The organism is Chroococcidiopsis thermalis PCC 7203, assembly GCF_000317125.1.
Taxonomy (GTDB): Bacteria; Cyanobacteriota; Cyanobacteriia; order Cyanobacteriales; family Chroococcidiopsidaceae; genus Chroococcidiopsis; species Chroococcidiopsis thermalis.
In genome coordinates this window covers 5,011,280-5,038,189 of sequence record NC_019695.1, presented here as the reverse complement: position 1 = coordinate 5,038,189, position 26,910 = coordinate 5,011,280, and the positions used below count along the sequence as shown (strand labels likewise).

The 26,910-nt window shown below is 47.0% G+C and carries 20 protein-coding genes and 2 pseudogenes; 13 read left to right on the top strand and 9 right to left on the bottom strand.

The genetic code is table 11. The annotated features are described in order from the left end of the window. Positions 1–391: 391 nt before the first annotated feature. The 5 genes and pseudogenes from CHRO_RS21835 (at position 392) to CHRO_RS21820 (ending at position 6,648) form a co-directional block, all read left to right on the top strand. A pseudogene (locus CHRO_RS21835) lies at positions 392–3,329 on the top strand (M16 family metallopeptidase). Beyond that, entirely contained in the window at positions 3,326–3,532 is a 207-nt protein-coding gene (locus CHRO_RS32790) for a hypothetical protein (RefSeq protein ID WP_181824220.1), read from the top strand. Before CHRO_RS21835 ends, CHRO_RS32790 begins: the two are co-directional and overlap by 4 nt. A gap of 88 nt (positions 3,533–3,620) precedes the next feature. Beyond that, positions 3,621–4,028 carry a plastocyanin/azurin family copper-binding protein gene (locus CHRO_RS21830; protein ID WP_342669349.1) on the top strand — a complete coding sequence of 136 codons (408 nt, stop codon included), beginning with the start codon at positions 3,621–3,623 and terminating at the stop codon, positions 4,026–4,028. Positions 4,029–4,210: 182 nt separating this feature from the next. Then, positions 4,211–5,041 (top strand): type I methionyl aminopeptidase, encoded by an 831-nt coding sequence (gene map, locus CHRO_RS21825; RefSeq protein WP_015156399.1) that lies wholly within the window; start codon positions 4,211–4,213, stop codon positions 5,039–5,041. A gap of 131 nt (positions 5,042–5,172) precedes the next feature. After that, entirely contained in the window at positions 5,173–6,648 is a 1,476-nt protein-coding gene (locus CHRO_RS21820; RefSeq protein WP_015156398.1) for a M16 family metallopeptidase, read from the top strand. 50 nt (positions 6,649–6,698) lie between these two features. Here CHRO_RS21820 and CHRO_RS21815 read toward each other — a convergent pair whose 3' ends face one another. Then, positions 6,699–9,995 carry an efflux RND transporter permease subunit gene (locus CHRO_RS21815; protein WP_015156397.1) on the bottom strand — a complete coding sequence of 1,099 codons (3,297 nt, stop codon included), beginning with the start codon at positions 9,993–9,995 and terminating at the stop codon, positions 6,699–6,701. A gap of 50 nt (positions 9,996–10,045) precedes the next feature. After that, the gene (locus tag CHRO_RS21810; protein WP_015156396.1) at positions 10,046–11,374 is read right to left on the bottom strand and encodes an efflux RND transporter periplasmic adaptor subunit; all 1,329 of its coding nucleotides are present in this window, start codon (positions 11,372–11,374) and stop codon (positions 10,046–10,048) included. A 369-nt stretch (positions 11,375–11,743) separates the two neighbouring features. Here CHRO_RS21810 and CHRO_RS21805 point away from each other — a divergent pair, with 369 nt between their 5' ends. Beyond that, a complete protein-coding gene (locus CHRO_RS21805; RefSeq protein ID WP_015156395.1) occupies positions 11,744–12,574 on the top strand; it encodes a hypothetical protein in 831 nt (276 codons plus the stop codon). Positions 12,575–12,717: 143 nt separating this feature from the next. After that, positions 12,718–14,394 carry a bifunctional 3,4-dihydroxy-2-butanone-4-phosphate synthase/GTP cyclohydrolase II gene (gene ribBA, locus CHRO_RS21800; protein WP_015156394.1) on the top strand — a complete coding sequence of 559 codons (1,677 nt, stop codon included), beginning with the start codon at positions 12,718–12,720 and terminating at the stop codon, positions 14,392–14,394. A gap of 17 nt (positions 14,395–14,411) precedes the next feature. Here the strand turns inward: ribBA and CHRO_RS34525 are convergent, their stop codons facing one another. Together CHRO_RS34525 and CHRO_RS29925 are read right to left on the bottom strand one after the other, a co-directional pair. After that, positions 14,412–14,537, bottom strand: coding sequence for a hypothetical protein (locus CHRO_RS34525; RefSeq protein ID WP_281168602.1), 126 nt, complete (start codon positions 14,535–14,537; stop codon positions 14,412–14,414). After that, positions 14,512–16,518: an ATP-binding protein gene (locus CHRO_RS29925; protein WP_015156393.1), complete on the bottom strand. Its 2,007-nt coding sequence runs from the start codon at positions 16,516–16,518 to the stop codon at positions 14,512–14,514. Before CHRO_RS29925 ends, CHRO_RS34525 begins: the two co-directional genes overlap by 26 nt. A 361-nt stretch (positions 16,519–16,879) precedes the next feature. On the opposite strand from CHRO_RS29925, the gene CHRO_RS21785 reads away from it, so the two are divergent. Further along, positions 16,880–19,036 (top strand): hybrid sensor histidine kinase/response regulator, encoded by a 2,157-nt coding sequence (locus tag CHRO_RS21785; protein WP_015156392.1) that lies wholly within the window; start codon positions 16,880–16,882, stop codon positions 19,034–19,036. Here the strand turns inward: CHRO_RS21785 and CHRO_RS32785 are convergent. Together CHRO_RS32785 and CHRO_RS21780 are read right to left on the bottom strand one after the other, a co-directional pair. After that, complete coding sequence (locus CHRO_RS32785; protein ID WP_181824219.1) at positions 19,003–19,158, bottom strand: hypothetical protein; 156 nt, start codon at positions 19,156–19,158, stop codon at positions 19,003–19,005. The two genes, CHRO_RS21785 and CHRO_RS32785, sit on opposite strands and share 34 nt — an antisense overlap. Next, the gene (locus CHRO_RS21780) at positions 19,155–20,537 is read right to left on the bottom strand and encodes an LCP family protein (protein ID WP_015156391.1); all 1,383 of its coding nucleotides are present in this window, start codon (positions 20,535–20,537) and stop codon (positions 19,155–19,157) included. Before CHRO_RS21780 ends, CHRO_RS32785 begins: the two co-directional genes overlap by 4 nt. 119 nt (positions 20,538–20,656) lie before the next feature. On the opposite strand from CHRO_RS21780, the gene CHRO_RS21775 reads away from it, so the two are divergent. The 4 genes from CHRO_RS21775 (at position 20,657) to CHRO_RS21765 (ending at position 24,949) form a co-directional block, all read left to right on the top strand. Further along, positions 20,657–21,718: a mannose-1-phosphate guanylyltransferase gene (locus tag CHRO_RS21775; RefSeq protein ID WP_015156390.1), complete on the top strand. Its 1,062-nt coding sequence runs from the start codon at positions 20,657–20,659 to the stop codon at positions 21,716–21,718. Positions 21,719–21,914: 196 nt separating this feature from the next. Continuing rightward, positions 21,915–22,211, top strand: a complete 297-nt coding sequence (gene yidD, locus CHRO_RS34910; RefSeq protein ID WP_015156389.1) for a membrane protein insertion efficiency factor YidD — start codon at positions 21,915–21,917, stop codon at positions 22,209–22,211. Positions 22,212–22,340: 129 nt separating this feature from the next. Beyond that, the gene (locus CHRO_RS21770) at positions 22,341–23,990 is read left to right on the top strand and encodes an ABC1 kinase family protein (RefSeq protein ID WP_015156388.1); all 1,650 of its coding nucleotides are present in this window, start codon (positions 22,341–22,343) and stop codon (positions 23,988–23,990) included. A 95-nt stretch (positions 23,991–24,085) separates the two neighbouring features. Then, positions 24,086–24,949, top strand: coding sequence for a transglutaminase family protein (locus CHRO_RS21765; protein ID WP_015156387.1), 864 nt, complete (start codon positions 24,086–24,088; stop codon positions 24,947–24,949). A 55-nt stretch (positions 24,950–25,004) separates the two neighbouring features. Here CHRO_RS21765 and CHRO_RS21760 read toward each other — a convergent pair whose 3' ends face one another. Further along, a complete protein-coding gene (locus CHRO_RS21760) occupies positions 25,005–25,664 on the bottom strand; it encodes a glutathione S-transferase family protein (RefSeq protein ID WP_015156386.1) in 660 nt (219 codons plus the stop codon). Positions 25,665–25,701: 37 nt separating this feature from the next. On the opposite strand from CHRO_RS21760, the pseudogene CHRO_RS34905 reads away from it, so the two are divergent. Continuing rightward, a pseudogene (locus CHRO_RS34905) lies at positions 25,702–25,866 on the top strand (DUF29 family protein); the annotation flags it as partial. Here the strand turns inward: CHRO_RS34905 and msrA are convergent. Both msrA and CHRO_RS21750 read right to left on the bottom strand, forming a co-directional pair. Then, a complete protein-coding gene (gene msrA, locus CHRO_RS21755; RefSeq protein ID WP_015156385.1) occupies positions 25,844–26,326 on the bottom strand; it encodes a peptide-methionine (S)-S-oxide reductase MsrA in 483 nt (160 codons plus the stop codon). The pseudogene CHRO_RS34905 and the gene msrA overlap by 23 nt on opposite strands. A 75-nt stretch (positions 26,327–26,401) precedes the next feature. Further along, entirely contained in the window at positions 26,402–26,881 is a 480-nt protein-coding gene (locus CHRO_RS21750; protein ID WP_015156384.1) for a thiol-disulfide oxidoreductase DCC family protein, read from the bottom strand. Positions 26,882–26,910 lie beyond the last annotated feature (29 nt).

Sequence of the window (26,910 nt, the reverse complement as noted above, 5' to 3'; positions counted from 1 at the left end):
ACAGAGAATGACTAGAGCAAATTGTAAAGCAACGGTGAAAATTGGATTTGAATTATTTTAAGAATATATAAATTATGGGGCGAATATTGAATTGCGAATTGATTCATGATTGTGGGCGATCTCGTCGGTATTACGCAGACTACGTACACAACTAGATGAGTTGATGAATATCCAGGATTCTCAACTCACTTATTTAAGTCTGCGGCGAATGGAGATTGAATAAGTGAGTGTTGGAGGAAAGGCGATCGCAGATAGATTGAGATAAAAAAATTAAACAAAAGTCGATGCTTAGGTAAACAAATGCTAATCCCTAAGTTGCGGTCGGCGGACTACAGTAGAGTCAATAAGACTACTGAACTTAGCAACCACTGACTGTCAATCGAAACAATTCATGCGGATTTTTACTTATTTACGCCGTCATCGGCTATTTGTGATTCCATTCACTCTTTGTCTGAGTGGAGTGCTGTTCTTGGCTAATGGAATAACGCTGAGTTTTCCCGCTGCTGCTGACTCTCAGCGTCCTGCTGCTACAGTCACGCGATCGCCTCTATCCGTCACGGAAGATGTCCGTAAAACAATACTGGAAAACGGTCTAACGATTTTAACTAAAGAAGTCCATACTGCACCAGTCGTTAGCGTCCAGGTATGGTACAAAGTCGGATCGCGCAATGAAGCTCCAGGGGTAAACGGTATTGCCCACCAATTGGAGCATATGCTGTTTAAAGGTACGACGACCCGTCCAATTCAATTTGGTCGCCTGTTTAGTGCTTTAGGTAGCGAGTCCAATGCTTTTACCAGCTTCGACCAAACAGCATATTTTGGCACGGTAGAACGAAATAAATTGAAGGCGCTGCTGGAACTTGAAGCAGATCGGATGCAGAATGCGCTAATTAATGACGAGCAACTAGCAAGTGAAAAGCGAGTTGTCATCTCTGAGCTACAGGGTTATGAGAATAGTCCTACTTATCGCCTCGATCGCGCCGTGAGGCGTGCGGCGTTTCCTAACTCTCCATATGGTTTGCCTGTAGGCGGTACGAAAGCTGACGTGGAAAAGTTTACTGCGGAAAAAGTCAGAGATTATTACAACAGGTTTTACAGCCCCGACAACGCTACATTGATTGTAGTAGGAGATTTTGACACTGCACCAACGTTAAAAGCGGTGAAGGAGGTTTTTGGCAAAGTACCGGATCGGGTGAAGGGAACGGGAGTCGGGAGTCGGGAGTCGGGAGTCGGGGGACAAGGGGGGACAAGGGGGACAAGGGGGGACAAGGGGGGACAAGGGGGGACAAGGGGGACAAGGGGGACAAGGGGGACAAGGGGGACAAGGGGGACAAGGGGGAATAAACTCTTCCTCAGCTCCCTCAGCTCGTTCTAACAGTAAGCCTATCGTACTCAAGGAACCAGGGGCGGCGGCGACGTTGCAAGTCGTGTATTCCTTGCCGGATGCGAATCACCCTGATGTTCCCGCACTGGATGCGATGGATTATATCTTGACAGAAGGGCGGAGTTCTCGATTGTATCAAGCTTTGGTGGAATCGGGTTTAGCGAGTGCGGCAGGCGGTGGCACGGCGAATATGATGGCAGGGGGTTGGTACGAACTCTCGGCTACGGCGGCTCCTGGGCAACAGTTAGATAAAATTGAAGCAGTTCAAGAGCAGGCGATCGCGAATTTGCGAAATAAAGGAGTCACGCCGGAAGAACTCAACCGCGCCAAAGCCCAACTCAAAGCAACGATAATTTTGAGCAATCGCGATATCAGTTCCCAGGCTACACAACTGGGTTACAGCCAAACCACTGCTGGAGATTATCGCTACATCGATCGCTACCTGGCAGCTTTGGATAAGGTAACGGTAGATGATGTCAAGCGGGTAGCAAATACTTACTTAGCTACCGAGAAACGCACTGTAGGGAAGTTTGAACCTACCCAAATCGCCGCCGGACAACCTGGTGGTGCTGGGGCGGGAACTGGTCAAACTGCGGAAAGCTTTAACTTAGGTTCCCCTGTCGATCCGGCAGAAGTGGCTAAATACTTACCACCAGTAGATGTTGCGGCTACACCGAAAGCGCGGCGGCTACCAGAAGAATTTACTTTGGATAATGGCTTGCAGGTGTTGCTTCTGCCCGACTCTAGCACTCCAACTGTAACCTTGAGCGGTCATATCAAAGCAGGGACGGAATTCGATCCGAATCAGTCGGGTGGTTTGGCAAGTATGACCGCAGATAACCTAATGAATGGGACGAAGAATCAGAATGCTTTGCAACTTGCCAAGGTGTTAGAGGATAGAGGCGCAAGTCTAGGTTTTTCTGCGAATCGTGAAGGAGTAGAAATTGGCGGTTATAGCTTAAAAACAGATTTGCCTGTAGTGATTCAAACAATGGCAGATGTGGTACAAAATGCCACATTCCCCGATCGCGAATTAGAGCTATCGCGCCAACGCGCCCTGACTCAACTCAAAATAGACTTGGATAATCCCGGACGGGTAGCGCAACGGAAGTTTCAACAGACGATTTATCCTGCGAATCATCCTTTCCATACCTTCCCAACGAAGGAAAGCTTACAGAGTATTGACCGTCAGCAGGTAGTGGAGTTTTATCAAACTCATTACCGTCCCGACCAAACGATTTTGACTTTATTAGGAGACTTCGATCCAAAAGCCGTGCGATCGCTGTTGACGCAACAATTAGCCAAGTGGCAAGGAACGGGTAAACCGCCAACGATCGCCTATCCAGATGTATCTCTACCAGCGAAGGTCAAGCAGTTTAACCCGATTATGCCAGGGAAAACGCAATCGATTACGATTTTGGGATATCGGGGAATTGACCGCAAAGACCCGCGTTACTATACCTCTTTGGTATTGAATCAAATTTTGGGTGGCGATACGCTTTCTAGTCGCTTAGGCACGGAAATTCGCGATCGCCAAGGGTTGACATATGGCATTTATAGTGCATTTCAAGCTGGCAGACATGCCGGACCATTCGCAATTAGAATGCAAACCGACCCAACTGATGCTCAAAAAGCGATCGCCAGCGCCCGCAAATTAATGCAACAAATTCAAACTCAAGGCGTAAAAGCAGAGGAAGTAGAGGCAGCTAAGCGCTCTCTTACCAGTAGTTATACTGTTTCCCTTGCTAGTCCTGACGCTCTTGCTAGTACGATCTTAATGAATGCTGTTTTCGGGCTGGGTGAAGCGGAATTACGCGACTTCCCACAAAAAATTCAAGCTGTCACTTTAGAAAAAGTCAATCTGGCAGCAAAAGAATTGTTGCAACCAGATAAGCTGGCGATCGTTACAGCTGGTCCTGGTAGTGCTACAGCACAAGGGACGTGAGGAGTGAGGGGACAAGGGAGACAAGGGAGACAAGGGAGACAAGGGAGACAAGGGAGACAAGGGAGACAAGGGAGACAAGGGAGACAAGGAAGCAGGAGATAAACTGCTGCGCTTTGCCAAATTCTGAATTCCAAATTTCCCTAACTCCTAACTCCTCGCTCCTCACCCCTCTTGACTCCCGACTCCCGCCCTTAACGAGTTAGATATCTACCATCACAGGGAGATTTTATGATGCGCTATTTAAAAAAATTCTTTCTTGTGGCAGGGTTAATACTCTGTACTGCGATCGCTATGCCAAATTTAGCTCAAGCGGCGACGAGTACAGCTCCATCTGTAGACTTGTTGCGTCAGCCAGCGACAGAAATTTCCGTCAGCTTGGGGACTGCTAGTAACGAGCTGAAGTTTGTGCCAGATTCTTTAGAATTATCTGCCTTCAAACGTTACAAACTCGTGCTGACAAATCCTAGTCCGCAGAAACACTATTTCACGGCGAAGGATTTTGCTGATGGAATTTGGACGCAAAAAGTAGAAGCTGGCAATGTAGAGATTAAAGGGGCGATCCATGAATTGGAACTCAAACCGGGAGCCAAGGCAGAATGGGTATTTGTACCTTTGAAATCGGGTAAGTACGCTTTGCGCTGTCCGATTCCCGGGCATACAGAAGCAGGAATGAAGGGGAATATCGCGATCGCCGCCTAAGTCAAACTACAATCAAAACCACAATCGGCTCAAAGTGAAGGACTGTAAATTAAAATAGAGAAGGTGTTTGAATCGTTAGCCTGGATAACAAATTCAGATAACAAATTTATAGACAAGCGCGATCGCATCAAACCTAGATCGGTTGTTTCACACAGTCACCCCATCTGTTCCCATAAAACTCCATGAATATTCTCAGTAATCTCCTCCCTCAACAACCTGCTCAATCTCAGCGCCAAAAAAAGCAACGGCGGGGTATTGAAATCAAATCTCCCCGTGAAATCGAAATCATGCGGCAGTCAGCTAAGATTGTGGCAACGGTATTAAAAGAGATTTCTGAGATGGTGCAGCCTGGGATGACGACTGCCGATCTCGATGCCTATGCTGAAAAGCGCATCCGCGAAATGGATGCAACTCCTAGCTTTAAGGGTTATCACGGTTTTCCTGCTTCTATTTGTGCCAGTGTTAACAATGAAGTCGTACATGGAATTCCCAATCCAAAAAAAGTTTTGAAGACGGGGGATGTCTTAAAAGTCGATACAGGCGCTTTCCATCAAGGTTTCCACGGCGATTCCTGCATTACGATCGCCATTGGTGAAGTTAGTCCGACAGCAACTAAACTGATCCGCATTGCTGAAGAATCTCTCTATAAAGGGATCGAGCAAGTTAAGGCTGGAAATTATTTGATGGATATTGCAGGGGCAATTCAAGACCACGTAGAGGCAAATGGTTTTACGATTGTCGAAGACTTCACCGGACATGGTGTTGGTCGAAACTTACACGAAGAACCCTCGGTTTTCAACTTCCGTACTCGGGAAATGCCTAACGTTAAACTCCGTGCTGGAATGACGCTAGCAATTGAGCCAATTTTGAATGCCGGATCGAGATTTACGCGCATTCTTGCCGATCGCTGGACGGCTGTAACGGTAGATAATGCCCTGTCAGCACAGTTCGAGCATACCGTCTTGGTGACAGAAAGCGGTTACGAAATCCTCACCGATCGCTCTTTGGTGTAATTTCAGATGAGGCAGTATGGCTGCTGTATGATGGGCATCTTGCCTGTCCTGTTAGATTAAATAACGTATCATCGTAGGGGCGCACAGCTGTGCGCCCCTAAAATCTGTGTGACAACGAAATTTTAAATTGTATGATCTCGGACAAGCACCTTATCCGTAACTTTTACAGAATTGGTTTAATAGTCATAGCGATTTTGTTCGTACTTATCTACCATCCCTCAGCTATAGCAGCCACAGCCAAGCACTATACAGAATTAGAATTTCCCCCCCTCAAACAAGTACAAATTCCCAAATACGATCGCTACGAAATGCCGAATGGTATGGTGGTGTATTTGATGCCGGATCGGGATTTACCTTTAGTGGGAGGAACGGCAATAATTCGGACAGGCGATCGCTGGGAACCACCAGATCGAGTAGGATTGGCAAATTTAACTGGAGTTGTATTGCGGACTGGCGGAACGCAAAAACATTCCGCAGATGAGTTAAATCAGTTATTGGAACAACGGGCGGCGGCGGTGGAAGTTGGAATTAGTGATGCTTTCGGTTCCGCTAGTTTTAGCGCCTTGAGTGAAGATTTAGAAATGGTATTTGGGCTATTTGCGGAAGTTTTACAACAGCCAATATTCGCCCAAGAAAAGCTAGATTTGGCGAAAACTCAAATTAGAGGCGGAATTGCTCGTCGTAATGACGATCCGAATGGTATTGTCGGGCGGGAGTTTCAAAAGTTAGTTTATGGCAGTGATAGCCCTTATGCGCGAACGGTGGAATATGCGACTTTAGATAATATTTCCCGCCAGGATTTAGTTGATTTTTACCGTCAATACTTTCATCCTAATAATCTGATTTTGGGCATTGTCGGAGATTTTGACTCGCAGAACATGCGATCGCTGATTCAAAAATATTTTGGCAAGTGGAAATCTCAACCCAATCTATCCCAACCCCAAATTCCCACAGCCTCTCAGTCTAAGTTGGGCGGATTATATTTTGTCGATCGCCCCCAATTAACTCAAAGCTACGTCCAAGTCGGGCATTTAGGCGGACGGTTTAATAGTCCCGATTATCCAACATTAGATGTGATGAATCAAGTTTTGAATGGATTTGGCGGGCGATTGTTTAACTCCGTGCGATCGCGTCAGGGTTTGGCTTATTCTGTCTACGGTGTCTGGAGTCCCCGTTTTGATTATCCTGGCTTATTTGTGGCGGGGGGACAAACTCGTTCGGCTGCGACTGTCCCTTTTCTGCGTGCGATTCGGACTGAAATTGAAAAACTCCAAACTGATATAGTTCAACCAGATGAGTTGCAACGTGCTAAAGAGTCGGTATTGAATTCGTTTGTCTTTAATTTTGAAAATCCTAGCCAAACTCTGTCTCGCTTAATGCGATACGAATATTTTGGTTATCCAGCTGATTTCTTGTTTCGCTACCAACGTGGCGTACAAATTACGACTGCGGCTGATGTTCAAAGAGTTGCTAAAAAATACCTCCAGCCAGAAAAACTCGTCACCCTAGTTGTTGGAAATGGTACTGCAATTCAACCACCACTGAGTGCGATCGCTTCAGAAGTCATTCCGATTGATATTACGATTCCCGATGCTAAGTCAGGGTGACAAACAAGTCAAAAGTTAAAAGTCAAAAGTTAAAAATGAAGACTCGTTACTCATCCCTCTTTATTGACAGCTGATAACTGATAACTGACAACTGATGGCTGTTTGCGTCCAGACAGATCGCGTAACAGTCCCATGATGGCGGGAACGACTGTGGGCGTGAGGATGGTTGAGAAAGCTAAGCCACCTGTGAGGACAATGCCCAACCCTTGATATAATTCAGCTCCTTGTCCTGGGACGACTGCTAAAGGTAACATTCCTAGTACGCTCGTGCCAGCTGACATGAAAATAGCCCGGAGGCGATCGCGTGTGGCATTGTAAAGAGACTTATCGTAGTCTTCGCCTTCTGCTTGGAGTTGTAAAGCGCGGTCTACTAAGAGGATCGCGTTGTTTACCACTACCCCAGTCAAAATGATAAATCCCAGCGCCGTAATCATATCCAAGGGGATGATAACACCTGGAATTTGGTTGGCGATAGCCAGACTCAATAACCCGCCACTCATACCCATCGGTACTGTTGCCATAATGACAACTGGGTAGAGAAAGGAGCGATACAGCGCTACCAATAGCAAGTAAATAATTAAGACGGACAGGATAAAGGCAGAGGATAATTGAGACAAGGTTTCAGCCAAGCGATCGGCAGATCCAGATAAATCTAACCGATATCCGGCGGGAAGATTTGCTCGGAGTGGAGCCAAAACTTGAGTTTCTGTCTGATTGACTAATGTTCCTAAAGGTGCTGTAGCTTCGAGGGAAGTTGTTAGAGTAATCGATCGCTCTAGGTTGACGTGGTTAATGACATCGGGTCCTGTTGTCTCTCGTACCTCGGCAACATCTGCTAGCTGCACTTGCTGTCCGCGACCAGTATACAAAGGCAGTTGGCGCAATTGTTCTGGAGTTTCGACAAAAAGATTTTGCAATTCCACTGAAACATCCAATTCTTCTTTACCATCGATAAAATCAGAAGCGATGCGACCACCTAGTGCTGCTTCTACCATTGCCCCGACTTCAGCTTCCGACAACCCAACTTCAGCTAAACGTTCGCGGTTGGGAATCACCTGCAATTCTCCTGCACCAAAGACATAATCAGACCGGACGTTGCGCACGCCAGGAAATGCTCGTAGTTGTTCTGTTATCTGCGTTTCCAACTGGCTCAACTGCTGCAAATCTGCACCCACGATTTGTATTTCAAACTCCTTACCTGGGTCTTGGAAGATCGAGAAGCGTGTCGGAATCAGAAAGCGATAGCCAGGAAAGTTGTTACTCTGCTGTCGCATCCGATCGACCATATCAGCAAGTCCGTTGGTAGTAGCAAATTCGGGCTTGAGAATTGCCGCAATCCCCCGCCTACCAGGACGTTCAATAAACATGACGCGATCGACTTCCGGTTGCTGGCTCAAGAAATCTCTCGCAGGTTGGGATAGGCGAATAGCTTCGGGAATGCTGGTTCCTGGTAAAGGTTCTGCTACCCAAAACACTAAGTTGCGGTTGCCTTCAGGCAGATAATCAGCAGGAGGCAGTAGAAAGATACTTGTAAATAGCAGAATGACGGGAATAGAGACAAGAATTAGCCTACGTCCAACCCGACCTGCACCCAGCGACCAAAGTACAGTAGATGCCAAAAATGATTCTAATTTGCTTTGAAATAGCCGAAAGACAGCAGAAGTGCGAAAAACGGCTGATTCAATTTTTTGGAGGATGGTTGATGGTTGACGGTTATTGGTTGTTAGTTGTTGGTTGTTGGCAATTATTCTCCCTTGTCCCCCTTGTCCCCCTTGTCCCCGAGTTCCCCCTTGTCCCCCTTGTCCCCCTTGTCCCCCTTGTTCCCGACTCCCGACTCCCAGCATTTGCATTGCTTCGTGCTGTTTGAGAAACAAACCAGAGAGCATCGGTACTAAAGTTAATGCAGCAAATAGAGAAAATAGGGAAGCACAAGAAAGGGCGATCGCCATGTCTGCAAATAACTGTCCGGCTTCCCCCTGTACCATGACGAGGGGAACGAACACCACAACGTTAGTCAGGGTAGAACCTAACATTGCGCCCCAAACTTCTTGAGTTCCATCGATCGCGGCGCGAACTGCTCCTTTTCCCTGCTGCATGTGGGTAAAGACATTCTCAATCACGACGATCGCGTTGTCTACAACCATCCCCACGGCAAACGCCAATCCCGCCAAGCTAATAATGTTGAGAGATCGCCCCAAAAATGCTATGACGATGAATACTGTGATTAAGGTTGTAGGAATAGTGAGGGCAATGACTGCCACCGTCCGCATCGAACCCAAAAATAGAATTAATACGGCTGTTGCTAGCAGCGCTCCACTAACTAAGTTCCCTTGTACCAAGGCGATCGACTGTCCGATGTAGTCATTCTCATCGTAGTTGTAGACGAAGCGAATACCTTCTCCTTGGCGAGCAAACTGGGTTTCCAATTCTGCTAGAGTTGCCCTCACTCCCCTAGATGTCTCCGGTACGTTTGCCCCAACGCGCCGAATAATTCCAATTGCCACGGCAGGAGTATTGTTAAAAACTAAAGCACTCTCTAGAGGTTTACGCCCCATTTGTACGGTTGCCACATCCCGCATGTAGACTGTACCCGACTGGTCGCGCCGCAGCACAAATTCAGCGATTTGTTGTATGTCTTGCGATCGGCTGAGAGTCCGCACGCGGTATTCTCGTCTACCTAACGTTAGGGGACCACCACGAATGTCGCGATTGTTCTCCCGTAACACCCGCACGACATCGCCTATGGTTAGATTGCGATCGAATAAAGCTTTGGGGTCAACCCTCACCTCAACTTCTCGTTCCCTACCCCCAGGAATGATAAACTGCCCTACGCCTTCGACTCGGCGCAATCTCGGTACGATAACTTCTTCTGCTAAATCGCGGTAGCGATCGGGATTACCTTGAAACCCTTGTCTCGGTGTGAGGACGACCCACATCATCGGCGAATTATTGCCCCCAACCATCTCGACATCAGACTCATTAACTTCTGCGGGGAGTTCCTCAACTTGTTGCAATTTATTTAACACGTCCACCATCCGCTCGTTTACATCGCTATTCCAAGTAAACTCAAGCGTAATGGCACTGGTTCCAGGACGAGAACTGCTGGTAATTTCCTGTACCCCTAAGACTTCCTCCATCCGTTCCTCAATCGGACGGGTGACGAGATCTTCTACTTCTGTGGGAGCCGCACCAGGATAGGTAGTGGTAATTGTGATTTCGGGGCGATCGCCTCCTGGTTGCAGTTCTAAAGGCAAACTTAGTAGTGAAAAGATGCCAAATACGGCAAGCAAGCAAAACAACACGAAAGTACCGTGCCGCCAGCGAACGGCTGTTTCAATCAAGTTCATGGTAATTGGTAGTTGGTAGTTGGTAGTTGATAGTTGGTAGTTGATAGCAGTTAACTGTCAACCTTTACTACCGCTCCATCTTGTAATCCATCTCCACCCCGTACGACGATCGCCTGTCCTTGGCTCAGTTGTGGGTTGGCGATCGCCATTTTTTCGCCCATGTCTGCTACGAGTTCGACTTCTAGTTGTCTGGCTTTGCCATCAGCAACAGTAAATACGAGCCAGCGATTTTCCCGCCGAGTCAATGCATCGCGGGGGACGACGAAACTAGGGGTATTGCTGGGCAACTGTAACTGTGCCTGTACTGCCATTCCTGGCAACAGGTTGGCGGGGGGATTTGATAGTCTCACCCGCACTCGCTGCCGTCGGGAAGCTGTATCAGCAGATGGTACGATACCCGTTAATGTAGTGCGATCGCGCCAGTTGGGTAGCGCCCTAGCAGTCAACTCGACGGGCATACCCGCTCTCACACTTCCGCTAAGTGATTCTGGCACTTCCAGAAATACGTCTAACTGAGTGCCATTGACCTTGGTGGCAATCTCATCACCGCTTTCTACTAAATCGCCACTGCTGACTTGTCGTGTCTGGATAACACCGCTTGATACTGCCCTGATGCGCGTGCGTTGCAAGGCTAATTCTGCTTGGTTTAATGCAGATTCGGCGGCGGCTACATTAGCTCGTTGCGCGTCAATTTCTTCGCGAGTGGGACCGGCGGTGGCTTCTGCTAACTCTGCCTGGGCTTGCATTCGTTCCCCTCTAGCAGCATCTGTCCGCGATTCTGCTTCGACTAATTCCCGGCGCGAGAGTGCGCCAGTATTAACTAGACTTCTGGTTCGGTCTGAATTGTCTTGAGCTTCCTGTTCCCGCGCTTGGGCTGCTCGGACTTCGGCTTGCCTTTGGGCGATGATTTCCTGCCGCGTACCGACTTCTAAGCGTGCTAATTCGCTCCGAGCTTGAGCCAGTCTTGCTCTCGCTTCGGCTACGGCTAAACGCTGATCTGTATCGTCAAGGATGGCTACAACCATACCAGGGGTAATGCGATCGCCTGGTTGGACTAACACTTGTTGCACGACTCCTGATGTTCTGGTGCGGACTGTAGCGCTCTCGCTTGCCTCGACTTGCCCTAACATACTAGTGCTTCGAGTTGCCGTGCCTGAAGTTAAAGCGATTGTCTCTATGGGGCGCGGTGGTTGCGGTTTTGCTGCCGCTGGTGCAGTGGCTTGGCTGGCGGGAGTTAATCCCCGCCCCAGTCCAACTCCTCCAACTCCGACTAGAAGCATGAGTAGCAGCCACCACCGTTTCTGGGAGCGGGGTGACGGCGGCGGAGTCTGCAATTCTTCTCGGTTTGAAACGGAAACTTGGGAATCAGAGGTTGGCACGCTCGATACTCCTATCTCAAGAGTTAACGTTTAATTGTTGACCGTTGACACTCGTAATGCTGTTTTTGTCAAGCTGTTTTTGTTAACTATCTATGCAGCATGGCAAAGGTTGGTCAGTAGCATGAAGTTTGATGGATAAATGTGACATCAATATGACACATTTATTAAATTTTCCTTAAACCTCAATTCGCAAGATTGAATTACGTAAGTTTCACGAAATAATTTATACTGCCAATAGCTAAATCACATAGAGTTTGCTGTCACTACTGCCAGTAACGGAACCATCGGTACTGGTGTGCTGTCAGCGAGAAAAATAGCTCTGGATATAGAACTAGCCTTTTGAGTGAGATTGATGTGAAGAGGATTTTCGTGCCAAAACTAAAACTGAATTCAAGAATTGTGCGATCGCTCGCACCAGCCTTGCCATTAGCCATACCATTAATTGTTTTAGAGGCAATCCCTAGTATTGCTGCCACTTTTGCTAGTTCTGAATCTACAGTTATAATTGACAATTTTAGCCATAACCCCTTCGAGAGCGAGGTAATTACTGACACTTTTACGAATACTTTTGCCACAGATGGCAATGTGAATGCTAGTACAGATGCAATAGCAAACTTTATTACGGAACCACCATCTGCTTTTAACTCATCATTTAGTAGTGCTGATGGTACTGGTAACAACTACTCCGGTACGGCAGACAGTTTTGCTGGAGTTTTAGGTAACTTTAGCGTCAATAGTGGCGGAACTTTTTCTTTTAATTTCGATGCCGATTTAAATTTAACAACATCCATAGACAATCCACAAACTGAAACTGCCATCGCTGACGGTACGGTTTCTTTTGCCCTATATGATACTAGTAATTTAGATAGTTGGACGCTTCTAGACTCATTTACAATTTCAGGAAATGTGACTTCTGGAAACAACGATTTTCTCAATTTTAATTCCAGTGATGGGACTCAATTAAATCTGAGTAATATTAGTTTGACGACAAATTTTGGTGGCGATCGAGAATCTGCATCAGCTTCAACTGAAGGTCTCTTTTCTCGTACTTTCGATCGCGTGACAAACTTAACCTTAGTAGAAGTCAAGGAAAATCGATCTACTGTTGCTGTACCGGAACCTTCGATTGCTGTTGGCACTGTTTTAGGTATCTTTGCCTTGGGATATCGAGCCTGGAATCGGCGAGTCGGGGTGAAATAATAGCTACGTGAGTAAGGGCGCACGGCTATGCGTTCCTACAAATCGCGGAGCTCATTTAATTGAAAATGGTTAGATCTCCTTTTATCCCTAGTCCAGTTAAAGCGGCTAAAATCAGAGATAGATTTTGTTTGTGATGTATTTTTGTGCAGCCTCAGAACGCTTCTAATCAATCTTTTGTGTTTGACTCGATCGATGCCGCTCTCGCCGACCTTAAAGCTGGACGCTCTATTGTTGTAGTAGATGACGAAAATCGCGAGAATGAGGGCGACCTCATTTGTGCCGCTCAGTTTGCGACCCCAGACACGATCAATTTCATGGCAGTGGAGGCGAGGGGATTAATCTGTTTGGCAATGACGGGCGAGCGCTTGGACGAACTCGATTTACCGTTGATGGTAACCAATAACACCGACAGTAACCAAACTGCTTTTACAGTAAGTATCGATGCTGCGACACATTTAGGCGTGACGACGGGTATTTCTGCTGAGGATCGCGCCCGCACGATTCAAGTAGCGATTAACCCCGCCACGAAGCCCTCAGATCTGCGCCGTCCCGGTCATATTTTTCCCATTCGCGCCAGGACGGGTGGAGTACTCAAACGTGCTGGACATACAGAAGCAGCGATCGATTTAGCCCAATTAGCAGGGCTGTATCCGGCGGGAGTGATCTGTGAAATTCAAAACCCCAATGGTTCAATGGCACGGTTGAATCAGTTGATGGAATACGCCAAACATCACCAACTGAAAATTATTAGTATTGCCGATCTGATTAGCTATCGCTTGCAAAACGAGCGATTTGTGACTCGCGAGACTATTGCTCAATTACCGACTTCCTTCGGTGAATTTCAGATCTATGCTTATCGCAACAGCGTAGATAACTCCGAACACGTAGCAATTGTTAAAGGCGATCCGGCTCAATTTCGCGATCGCCCCGTGATGGTGCGGATGCATTCAGAATGTCTCACGGGCGATGCTTTGGGTTCGCTGCGCTGCGACTGTCGGATGCAACTACAAGCAGCTTTGAAAACGATCGAACATGCAGGCGCGGGAGTTGTCGTTTACCTACGTCAAGAGGGAAGAGGCATTGGCTTAATTAACAAATTGAAGGCGTATTCCCTACAAGACATGGGACTAGACACCGTAGAAGCCAACGAACGCCTCGGCTTTCCCGCCGACTTGCGCAACTACGGGGTAGGGGCGCAAATTCTCAACGATCTGGGCGTGAAACAAATTCGGTTAATTACCAACAACCCCCGCAAAATTGCTGGGTTGAAGGGGTACGGTTTAGAAGTCGTCGATCGCGTGCCGCTGCTGATTGAAGCTAACGATTACAACTCTAACTACCTTGCCACTAAAGCCAGCAAGCTAGGGCATATGCTCTTACAAACATACTTGGTTGCTGTGGCAATTCACTGGCAAGAAGAATCTTTATCCGTCACGCAACGTTACGAACGGTTAGAAAAGCTACGACACATAGTCAGGACGCATGATTTGCTATTGCAGGAAGAGGCACGACCGTTAGCAGTAGCACTGTTCGGTCAACCTTCCCTAACATTTCACGTTGGCTTAGATCAACCCGAACTAGCTACACCAGACTGGTATCAGCAACCAAATCATCCTTATCTAAAGGCGATCGCGCAAATTCTCGACAGCATATCAACCTTACCCTACGTCCAGCGACTAGAATTTCTCGTTGCCCCCGGTCACGATCCACTCACGGGTCTGCAAGTCCAACTAAACCGACACAATATTGGTACTGACATCTTACCTTCTGCCATCTTCGATCGACTAGAAACCCAGAAGATTTATTGTTTTGGGTGTTAGTTGTCATTGGTCAGTGACTAGCGGCTGGTGGCTAGTGGCTGGTAGTAAATAAAGTGTGGGAAGTGTGGGAGGACACTCGAAGAATCTTCTCCCCGCTCTCCCTTGTCTCCCTGCTCCCTACTCCCTGCTCCCTGCTCCCTCATAAAGAGGTAATTCAATCCAAAAGCGGCTTCCTTGCCCTAGTTGAGATTCTACGCCGACGCAGCCGCCCATGCGTTCGATGCTTTTACGCACGATCGCTAAGCCGATGCCCGTACCTGGATAGGTTTCAATTCCGTGCAGGCGCTCGAAAATGCGGAAGATTCGTTCGGTATCGCTTGATGCAATTCCGATGCCGTTATCGATAATCCACAGGCGCACCCATTGCTGTCGATCGCGTTGGGCGAGCTGGTATTTGATTTCAACCTGCGGACGGCTTTCTGGTTTGATAAACTTGAGGGCATTACTGAGCAAATTGGCGATCGCTTGGGTTAGGGTGGGGCTATGTGCCAAAACGGTTGGTAGAGGTGTTGTGACTGTAATTTCTGCCTGCTTTTCTTGTAAATTCATTTCTAATTGTTTGCAGGCAGATTCGATCGTTGCCATTAATGCGACGGGTTGTAAGGTAATTTTCGTGCGCGTCAGCTGGCTGTAGGCTAGTAACTCGGTAATCAGCCGATCCATCTGCACTGCGTCTGCGGTAATTGACTGAAGATATTCGTTACCCAGGTCATCAAGGCGATCGCTATAATCTTCTTGCAATGCTTGGGCAAATCCTCGGATCGTCCGTAGTGGTGCGCGTAAATCGTGGGAAACCGAATAAGCAAAAGCTTCTAATTCTCGATTGATCTCCTGAAGTTGTGCCGTGCGATCGCTTACTTTTTGTTCTAAGGTGGCGTTGAGTTGCTGAATTTCGGCGGCGGCGTGTTGACGTTCGGTTAATTGAATTTGCAATTGTTCGTTACTGAGATTGAGTTGCTGCTGTTGCTCGAATAAAGTGCGGACGAGATGCTTTAACGAACGAGATAGTCGCCCAATTTCATCGCTGCTGGTAATTAAAGGTAGTTCTGTATTTGCGTTCCCTTGACGCAGACGATCTGCTGCTGTTGCGATCGCGAGTAAGGGATAGGTGAGGCGACGCATGATAAACCATCCAGCAATGGCGAATAATATCCCTAATGTCAGATCTTGAGTAAAAATCTGGCGTTGTAATGTCCGCACGGGTGCAAGTGCGAGATCGGCTTGTTGCCTCACCACAACCGTCCAACCGAGTCCTGGGTAATTGCGATACCCTGTACTGCGGGCAAAACCCGTGAGATAGAGATCGCCATCCGACCATGTTTCGAGCGCGTAGCCGTTGCCTTGCTGTTGCAATGTCTGTAAATTAGGCAGCGAGGGAACTCGTTCTTGCAACTCGATAGGTGCGAGTAGCACTTTGCCAGAGGCACTAAAAATAAAAACTTCCACCTGCGATCGATTTTGTAGCGGTTGCAGTAATGAGTCTCGAATTTCTTTTGCCCACGTCCAACTGAGATGAGCGCCTAGCACACCTGCATACTGACCCGCCGAGTCAGTCACGGGAGCTGAGATGTCAATAAATCGTAAGGGTTCGTTGGTTGGATTTGGCAGCAGCTTGGCTAAGAGCATGGCTTCGTGAACGTCGCCCACCGCTGCTTGAGTACGGGCGTTTTGAAACCACGGTCGTCGAGCGACGCTGAGATTTTCTAACAGTTTACCCGTACTGACGAGAACCTTACCTGTGGCATCTGTCAAGCCAATCCAGCTATAAGTGGGATAAGTGCTTTGTAGCCTGTCGAGCAGCGATCGCTTTTGGGATCGAGGAGAATTGGGATTGCTGAGTAAATCTAGCTCTGTCAGGTTTTGGATCTCGCGATAGCGCTCGAACATACCGCGATCGAGTTTGTCAGATACTTGGTATGCTAACTGCTCTAACGCAATGCCAGCATCAGTTTTGACGCGATCGCTCGCCGTGGCACTGACCGTAATACTCGCCATGATTGCCATGACTAGCGCAATACTACATATTGTTAAGCCTAGCCGCGCCCTCAAGCTTTGACGCGGATCGAACCGCTTAGCAACGCGATCGAGCAGTTTTTCTGAAGCCAAAACTTGATGAAATGCCATCGGCGTATTTTCTAGTCCAAACTATTTTAGTGAGTGATTTTATGTTGATTTAGACCGATTTTAGCTTTCTTGCCCCGTCGCATCCCAAAATTGCATTGCGATAGTATATAGACGAGTTATTGCTACTTTTTTAGTTCTTTTTCAGTTTTTTAATAATAAGCCGATGTTATTATTTTCTTGCGATATAATGCAAGCGGAATTATTAAAAGAGCACTACCAATTGCTAAAAATTGTATAATTTGTTGCGGACAATCGATTGCTAAAACTTTCTTAACGACATACCTTAAATTAATCTTCTTTTAATAAGATTTGGATAATGCCATATTACTAAAAATGCTAAAGGAAAAAAATAAAAAATCGAATGTTACGTATTCTGTTGATAGACGATAATCCCAGCGATCGCAAGCTCGAAAGTCGCGAACTTCAACGCGAGTTTGCTGAAATAGAAATTCAAACGGCGATCGATGCGGCTGAGTTTGAACGCGCTTTAGCAGCAGGCGGATTCGATCTCGTCATCACAGATCATCAATTGCATTGGAGCGATGGACTAGCTATTTTAGATGCAGTCAAAACTAAGTATCCCGATTGTCCGGTGATTTTGTTTACGGATAGCGGTACGGAAGAAGTTGCCGTGACAGCCATGAAGCGGGGAGCGACAGATTACGTCCGTAAGGGAAAACCTTATCGCCTCGCGCTCGCCGTGCGCGAAGCTCTAGAAAAGCAAAACCTGCGGCAGGAACGCGCCAAAGCGATCGAGCAAATGCAGCTTTCAGAAGCGAATTTACGATTTGCGCTTGAAGCAGCCGACCTTACTGCTTATACTTGGAATTTGCAAACCGGAGAAGTTCGCCGTTTGGAGAATGCGGGTAACATATCGGGAATTGGTGATGGCGAGATCGTGGGGACATTCGAGCAAGTGTTGAATCTCGTTCATCCCGACGATCGAGAGCTATTTCAAACTGAGATTCAAACTGCCTTGAAAATAGGAACCTATAGCTGCGAATTTCGCATTCTCAAACCAGATGGCTCAATTGCATGGGTTTTAGATAAAGGACGGGCAATTTACGATCGCTCGGGAAACCCAGTAGGATTGTTTGGCATTGCCTGGGAGATCACGCAACGCAAACAACTCGAACAAGAACAAGCGCGGCTATTCGAGTTAGAGCAAGTTGCCCGTAACGCTGCTGAATCTGCTAACCGGATTAAAGACGAGTTTTTAGCAATGCTTTCGCATGAATTGCGATCGCCACTGAATGCAATCTTAGGTTGGGCGACAATTCTCGAATCGGGACGACGAGATGAAACAACACTACAGCGGGCAATTAGTACGATCTTGCGCAACGCTCAAGTACAAACTCAATTGATTGAAGACCTGCTCGACGTGTCTCGCATCGTTCAGGGTAAATTGAAGTTACAGTTTATTCCACTCAATTTAGCTACCCCAATTCAAGCCGCGATCGAAACAGTTGAGTTGAGCGCTCAAGCCAAATCAATCGATTTACAGATCTTCCTCGATTGCGATCCAGGATTTGTTTATGGCGATCCCAATCGGTTACAACAAGTTGTCTGGAATTTACTCACAAATGCGATTAAATTCACCCCATTTGGTGGGCGGGTTGAAGTGCGTTTATCAGTAGCTCCAGAGAGCGAGAAGTCAACCGCAGGAGGTACAGCGTCCCCTGACTTTCTTGTACGGGCGAACGGCTTACCCCCACTCACCACCAATCCAACTTACGCTCAAATTACAGTTAGCGACACTGGTAAAGGTATCGAGCCTGAGTTTTTACCATATGTATTCGAGTTATTTCGGCAAGCGGATGCTTCGACTACCCGCAACTACAAGGGGCTAGGACTTGGCTTGGCGATCGTGCGCTATCTAGTGGAAATGCACGGTGGCTCGGTAGCCGTCGAGAGCCTGGGAGAAGGACAGGGAGCCACGTTTACAGTATTATTGCCTTTGATGGGGATGGAAAGTCGGGAGTTGGGGAATAAGCAAGCAGAGGAGCAGAGGAGCAGCTATCAAGTCACAAGTCACAAGTTACAAGTCACGCTTAATTCCGAATTCCAAATTCCGAATTCCGAATTCTTCCCACACCCCTTACCCCTCACTCCATTACCACTCAACAACTTGCGCGTGTTGGTCGTCGATGACGAACCAGATAGCTGTGAAGTGATTGCAATGATTTTGCAAACGAGAGGTGCAAAGACGTATACTGCTGGCTCAGTACAAGCAGCTTTGCAAGCCCTAGAAGCTTTCCAGCCAGATTTGCTAGTCAGTGACATAGGAATGCCGGGAGAAGATGGATATGCATTGATCCGTCAGCTCAGAACGAAAACAACAGCACATCGGCAGATTCCGGCGATCGCAATGACAGGATTTGCCAGACTTGAGGATCGAACTCAGGCGATCGCGGCTGGCTTTCAACGTCATTTACCTAAACCCATCGATCCAGACACGCTGATTGCCGTGGTTACAGATTTAATTCAAGAGATGGGTAAGACATTTAATAATTGGTAATTGGTAGTTGGTAGTTGGTAGTTGGTAGTTGCGTTGTGTGTTGCGGTGCGGTGTGGTGCGAGATCGAAAGTGGCGAGAGGCAAATTTTGACTTCTGACTTTTGACTTTTGACTTTTTCTCACCGCCAGTCTTTACCAACACGGATTGTGAGCGAAGAATCTAAATCGCCGATCGCGGCGGCTTCAATATTGCCGACACCTAAGATTTGCTGAATTTTAGCTGCTGCTGCGGTATCGCCTTTTTGAGCAATGATATTTGTCTGGCGCTGAATATCCGACCAATCGGAGACTGCATAGACGTTGGTAAAGCCTTTTTGCTTGAGATAGCGGACGACTTTTTGACTCAATTGGGGTTTGCCCGAAGCATTTTGCACGGCAATTTTCAGACTTGTCAGCGGTTTGGGTTTGGGTGCAGCCCCAATCGTAGAAGTACCAAAGTACTGACTCATAATCTGGTCTTGACCTGAAGTATAGAGCCAATAGCTGCTGGGGTCTTGACTGTAAGGGCTGAGATCTCCTGGTAATAGAAGCATTTGCCAGTGTTCCGGCTTCATTTGGACGCTAAAACGCACGATCGCCCGCAGTTCTTCTGGGCTGAGATTGGTTTCAACCGCAGTTTGCATAATTTTGGTAATTTCTGGCAGTTGGGGTAGTATTGCCGGACTGGTAAGGCGATCGCGCAAAGCTGCAATCAACATCTGCTGGCGCTGGACGCGATCGAGATCTCCTTGGTTTGAGGCGCGGAAACGAGCAAACTGTTCTGCTTGTTCCCCACTTAAAGTTTGCCAGCCTTGTTCTAGATCGATCTGCAACCGTTGCGTCCGGTCTTGGTATGCCATGCGTTCGGGAACAAATACCTCAATCCCTCCGATTCGATCTACCAATTGCCGCAAAGCATCTGCGTTAATGCTGAGGTAGCGATCGATCGGAACATTATTTAACGTGCGGCTGACAACCCGCGCTGTTAAAGGTGCGCCTCCCAAGGCATAAGCGCGAGAAATTTTATCTAGACCGAGCTTGGGTAAGACAACTTGACTATCTTTAGGAATTGAAAGTACCCTGATGGCTGGGCGAGCGGGGTTGAAGCGGATTAACAGCATTGTATCGCTAGTCCCAGTTGCCGACGCAGATTTAGGATTATACCCGATGGTGCTAGGAGGAGGTTCGATACCCAGAACGAGAATATTTACCGGACGGGAGAGATTGTAGGGCAAGCCATTGCGGAGGAAAGTACTACGCGGTTGCGGAGAGTCTCTAGATAGCAAGTCAGAAGAAGTGCGACTGCCCCAAATTGGTAGTAGCAGTGCCACCATTGCCCCTAGCAAGATCGACAGATTGACTACGCCAATCCAAAATAGGAGACGGTTTCTTGTCATCTGAAACCACAACCAACGGCGAAAAGTCAAGAAATTGTGGCGAGTGACAGACAGCGATCGCCTCACCTCCACTTCTTGCAGTTGTCGTTTCAACCGCCGATCGACTCGTTTTAGTACCCCAATCACAGCAATTTATTCCCCCAAGCCAAACCCTACAGAAATAGTAATCCAATAAGTTACGATTGCCTTTAGCAAAAGCAAAGTAAACTCGAAAGCAGATTTAACAATTTTTGACGCGAACGCTTATGAATGGTTCTCTCATCCCTGTGATTTTGGCTGGAGGTAAAGGCGAACGTTTTTGGCCCCTCAGCCGCAGGCATCGCCCCAAACAGTTTTTAAGTTTAGATGGTAGCGGTAAAAGTTTACTGCAAGCGACAGCCGATCGCCTCTTACCTCTAGCAGGGAATTGGGAAAATCTCTGGGTGGTGACATCAAGCCAACTTGCCGAGGGAGTAGCCGCACAACTCCCCCAGATGCCAGCTCACAACATTTTGGCAGAACCAGAAGGGCGAGATACAGCCCCAGCCGTAGCTTGGAGTACGCTGGAAATAGCGCAACGCTACGGGGAAGACGCTGTTATAGGTTTTTTTCCTGCCGATCCTTGGATTGGAGATTTGCCAGGGTTTCAACACACTCTACAAGCTGCTGCTCAATTAGCTGCCACCACAGATGCGATCGCCACACTGGGAGTTAAGCCTAGCTACCCGGCAACTGGCTACGGCTACATTGAGCAAGGCGATCGGACTGGAATTTATGGTAACTTACCTGTCTATCGCGTCAACCGCTTTACCGAAAAACCAGACCTACATACAGCCGAAGAATTTCTCTCTACGGGGCGGTTTTGCTGGAATAGCGGCATGTTTATCTTTCGAGCCGGGGTGGTACTCAAAGAACTGCATACCCACGCTCCAGACATCCTCATCCCCCTCAAACAGCAAGGCAGAGCGGCTTACTCGCAGTTGCCCAAAATTAGCATCGATTATGCTCTGATGGAGAAAACCAAACTTGCCTACGTGCTACCAGCCGACTTTGGTTGGGACGATTTAGGCGACTGGAATGCGATCGCCCGTTTGCTCCAAGGAGCAACCCCCAACGTCGAAGTCGGTCATCATGTCGGACTAGATACCGCAGGCAGCTTAGTTTATGCTGAAAACGACGAAGATGTCGTTGTGACTATTGGCTTAGAAGATGTCGTCATCGTGCGCGATCGTAACGTTACTCTCATCGTCAAGAAAGACCGCACTCAAGAAATCAAACAAGTTTTGAAGTTATTGCAGGATAATCCTAAATTTAGTCATTTATTGTAAGGGGTAGTTGGTAATGGGTAATGGGTAATGGGTGGTTGCTGCACCTGAAGCCCACCTGCACACAAAGCTCCCCTTCTCCCCTGCTCCCTGCTCCCTGTGCTCCCTACTCCCTGACAACTGACCACTCCCCTTGTGGCAGATGAGTTAAGTTGCTATTTAGGATAGAAATTGACTGTTGGTAGCGAGATGAATATTTATGCTGACAAGCCAGTGGGATGAAGCCGCCAGAACAGTAGCGTTAAACTTGATTGAGTTTTATCAGAGATCTATTTCTCCTCGTAAAGGCTTCGATTACCCGCACAGAATTTTGTATGGGAGCCAATCTTGCTCTAGTTATGTCAAACATCTACTGACTAATCGGAGTCTATCATCAGCTATAAAATTCTCAACTCAACGATTTCAGGCTTGTTCCCGTGCCAGGCAAATTCTCAAATCTCAAAAAACGTCTGCTGGCTTCCGCTGCATCGTAATTCCTTGCTGCATACCATTATGAGTAGTCAGTTATTAGTTGTCAGTGACTCGTGGCTAGTGGCTGGTGACTAGTGCGTGAAGAACTTACCAACGACTAATGACTAATGACTAACAACCAATTACCCATTACCCATTACCAACTACCTAAACTGTGTTCTTAACTCAAAATACTTCTCGTCAACGAGAAATCGCTGAAATTCTATTCCGCAATGGCTGGGACTATATGCGACGGCTGCTAACTGGGGGTAAAACAGACGAGCCTCAGTTACCGACACCAGCCGTATTACGCAAAATTCTGGTGGACTTGGGACCAGTGTATGTCAAATTCGGGCAGCTCATGTCTACCCGCCCAGATATACTACCTGCTTCCTATATTGAGGAACTGTCAACTTTACAGGATGACGTTCCACCTGTTCCTTGGTCGGAAATTGAAGTGGCGATCCGCCAACAGCTCAAAAAGCCTTTGGAAGAAACTTTTAGTAAAATTAATTTTCAACCAGTCGCCGCTGGATCGATCGGTCAAATTCATCACGCTACGTTAACAGACGGTAGAGAAGTCGCCGTTAAAGTGCAGCGTCCTGGAATTAATGCGATCGTCGCTCAAGATATCTCCTTGATTCAAGGAGTAGCTGATTTAGTAGCGCGAACTGAGTTCGGTCAGAATTACGAAATTAAATCCATAGCCACCGAATTTACAACTGCACTAGAAGCAGAACTAGACTTCACGCGAGAAGCTCATTTTGCCGAACAGTTGCGGCGCAATTTATCTGCTAGTCGGTGGTTCGATCCGCAGCAATTAGTCATAGCAGAAATTTTCTGGGATTTGACCACAGAAAAATTGTTGGTGATGGAATGGTTGGATGGAGTTCCTTTATTATCGGCAAATTTTGCCGAAAGTAATGGTAATGGTGTAACTTCAGAAATCAAGCGGCAAGAAATTACAACTTTGCTATTTCGGGCTTTTTTCCAGCAGCTTTATATTGATGGATTCTTCCATGCCGACCCGCATCCCGGCAATATTTTCTATCTCAAAGATGGGCGCGTTGCGCTGTTAGATTGCGGGATGGTAGGCAAACTCGATCCTCGGACTCAGCAAATTTTAGTAGAAATGTTGTTGGCAATTGTCGATATTGACGCTCAACGATGCAGTCAGTTGACATTACAATTGTCAGATTCAGCTCAACCCGTAATTTTATCGCGATTGGAAAACGATTACGATCGCATGTTACGGAAGTACTATAACTTAGACCTGTCTCAAATCAATTTCAGTCAAATTATTTACGAATTGTTGCAAGTTGCTCGTAACAATAAAATCCGCTTGCCGAGTAATATGGGTTTGTATGCGAAAACCCTTGCCAATTTGGAAGGATTAGCACGTCAATTTAATCCAGAAATTAATTTTCTCGATGAAGTCAAACCTTTGTTAACAGACTTGTTTCGTCGCCAGTTATTAGGCAATCGTCCTGTAGAATCTTTATTACGAACAGCCCTCGATATCAAAAGTCTTTCGCTGCAATCCCCCCGCCAGATCGAACTGTTATTAGACCGCGTGACCTCAGAGACACTGCAATGGAATTTATCGGTACGGGGATTAGATAGCATACGTCGTACCCTTGATGACTCTGCTAACCGCCTCTCGTTTAGCGTATTAGTTGGTTCGTTAATTATGGGCGCAGCGATTATTTCTTCCAAAGCCCAGACAGCACAGCTATCGTGGCTCAGTAGCGTCCTATTTGCAGTAGCAAGTTTGTTGGGATTGTGGCTGATTTTTAGTATCCTGCGATCGGGGCGTTTGCGCTAGGCTTTGTTAAAGATAGACGAGCCTGCTCAACTTTCAAATCTTCGATAAGAATCGCTCCTCATGTTCCCATTTAAGACTCACGACTCACTGCCTTAATGCAATATCAAATCAGACACAAAACAATCTACACCTACAGCCAACCAATAACTTTAGAGCCGCACACAATTCGATTGCGTCCTCGGTCGGATGGATGGCAAACGTTGCAGAACTTTGAACTAGAGATGTTGCCAACTCCCGTGAGTCAGTCTCAAATTATTGATTTGGATGGCAATGCGGCAATTAAAGTTTGGTTTGGTTCGCAAACTACAGAATTATTAGAAATTCAAACGCGATCGCAAGTAGAAACTCACTGCACCAATCCGTTTGGTTTTCTGTTAGAACCGTGGGCGAATAAACTACCAATTGATTATCCAACTTCGTTGCGATCGCAACTCCAACCATATCTACAAGGATATTGGAATACAGCAGGAATAGATCCAATTGCTATTCAACTGGCACAAGAAATTCATCACGCCCAAAATGGGGAAACGGTAGGATTTTTAACAGCACTCAACGAACGAATTTATCAAAATTGTCAGCAAGTTATTCGCGAGACAGGCGCACCTTTACCTCCTAGTATTACTTGGACAGAAAAATCTGGTTCTTGTCGCGATTCGGCAATCTTATTTATGGAAGTTTGTCGTGCTATAGGTCTAGCAGCACGTTTTGTCAGTGGCTACCAAGAAGGCGACCCCGATGCAAACGATCGCCATCTTCACGCTTGGGCTGAGGTGTTCTTACCAGGCGGGGGCTGGCGGGGTTTCGACCCTACACACGGGTTAGCTGTGGCTGACGGTCACATTGCTGTAGCTGCTAGTGCCATTCCTCAAAGTGCCGCACCAGTCAAAGGTGGATACAAAGGAAAAGCACAGTCAGAGTTAAAATACAAGTTATCGATTCAACCTGCGATTGGACAATAGATTTGGTAATTGGTAATTGGTAATTGGTAATTGGTCACGCACCACGCACCATTCATCACAAATTATCGTACTGCTCTAAATGTTCTGGTTCGACTTGTGCCGCAGTTATCCAGGCTTGCATGGCAGGAAGATGCCGAATTGCTTCGGCGTAGTCTTGGCAAATCGGATCTAATTTGACTCCGTAAGTGATAAATCTGGAGACAACTGGGGCAAACATGGCATCGGCAATTGTAAAGTGACCGAATAGCAGATCGCCGTTATTATTGCCAAATTTTTCGCGGCATTCGCGCCAAATTGTGGTGATGCGATCTATATCTTCTTGTACTCCTGGTTTCATCCCTTTACCAGGAAAGTGACTGCGGCAATTCATGGGCATATTTTGACGCAAATTTTGAAAACCTGCGTGCATTTCGGCACTAATCGATCGTGCTAAGGCACGGGCAGCTAGTTGAGTTGGTAATAATTTAGCAGCGGGAAATTGTTCGATTAAATATTCGCAAATTGCCAAAGATTCCCAAATTGTAATATCTCCATGCTGCAATACTGGCACTTTTCCAGTCGGGCTGTAGCGAAAAATTTCTTGGCGAAATTGTGGTGTGTCGAGCGGAATTCTGATTTCGTTAAAATCTACGCCAATTTGTGTTAAAACTAGCCAAGGGCGTAGCGACCAAGAAGAGTAATTCTTATTGCCAATAACTAAAGTGAATTGTGTCATGTGTCATATTGATTTAGAGGATGACAGCGATCGCACTATGCCTAATCTCTATGAAACAGATTTCTTTGCTTGGACGCAAGCCCACGCTGAGTTACTTCGCCATCAGCAGTGGCATCACTTTGACCTGCCCAATTTAATTGATGAGATTGAATCATTGGGCAGACAACAGCGCCAAGAACTCAGGAGTCGCTTGAGTATTTTAAATTGTGTTGCCCTTTCTTCTCCAAATATTGTTGATGATAGTCTTCCGCCAGCCAATAAGTTGAAGCAGGTTGAATTTGAGTGACGATCGCCTTATTGTACTTATGCGATCGCTCCAACTGCTCTTTAGACTGTCTAGCTGCTTGTTCTTGTGCGGGTGTGTGATAGAAAATGACCGAGCGATATTGTTCTCCTCGGTCTGCACCTTGTCGATTTAAACTTGTCGGATCGTGGATACTCCAGAATAAGTCGAGTAGCGTCTCATAGCTGACTACCGCAGGCTCGTACTCTACCTGACACACCTCAGCGTGTCCCGTAATCCGAGAGAGTACGTCCAAATAGCTTGGATGCTCGAAATGTCCACCCATGTAACCAACAGAAGTGGAGACAACACCTTTACAGGTGCGAAAAGCAGCTTCTACACCCCAAAAGCATCCGGCTCCAAAAGTTGCTATTGCCATAATAAGTGGTGAGTGGTGCGTGGTGAGTGATACGTGGGAAATTGTAGAGACGTTACATGTAACGTCTCTACACTGTCAAAGTTGACAACGCCCTTCGGTATTGCACTCAGTCTTTTGTTGGCGTTGGGCGATAATTGTTTTCAGATCCGGTCGTCCCGTTAGCGCTAAGCGCCAGTCAGCCCAAATTCCGTAGAGGCGATCGACTATAGAACCAACTATAGGCAATTTGGTTGCAGCATAGACCCAACCCATACCCAGGATTTCGTAAACTCGGCGAAAAACTTCTACGTTTTTGACAATCGTGCCGTCAGGAAGAATAGCGTGGATGCGTCCCATTGCCGTTTCAAAGTCAACTCCACTATTAGCTGCGGGGTTGTAATTCTCGTCTGCAATGTCTACAAACTCGACTAGTCCCCGATTGGCATCTCGTTTGCGCAAAAAATTGACCTCACGCATACACAAGGGACACTCGCTGTCATACAACAGCTTAATTTGCCAGGTCGGAGACTGTATAGCTGTTTGAGTTGCGTGAGGCTGGGTGTTTGATAACGACATATAGCGATCGCTTGATAGTTCGAGTCAGT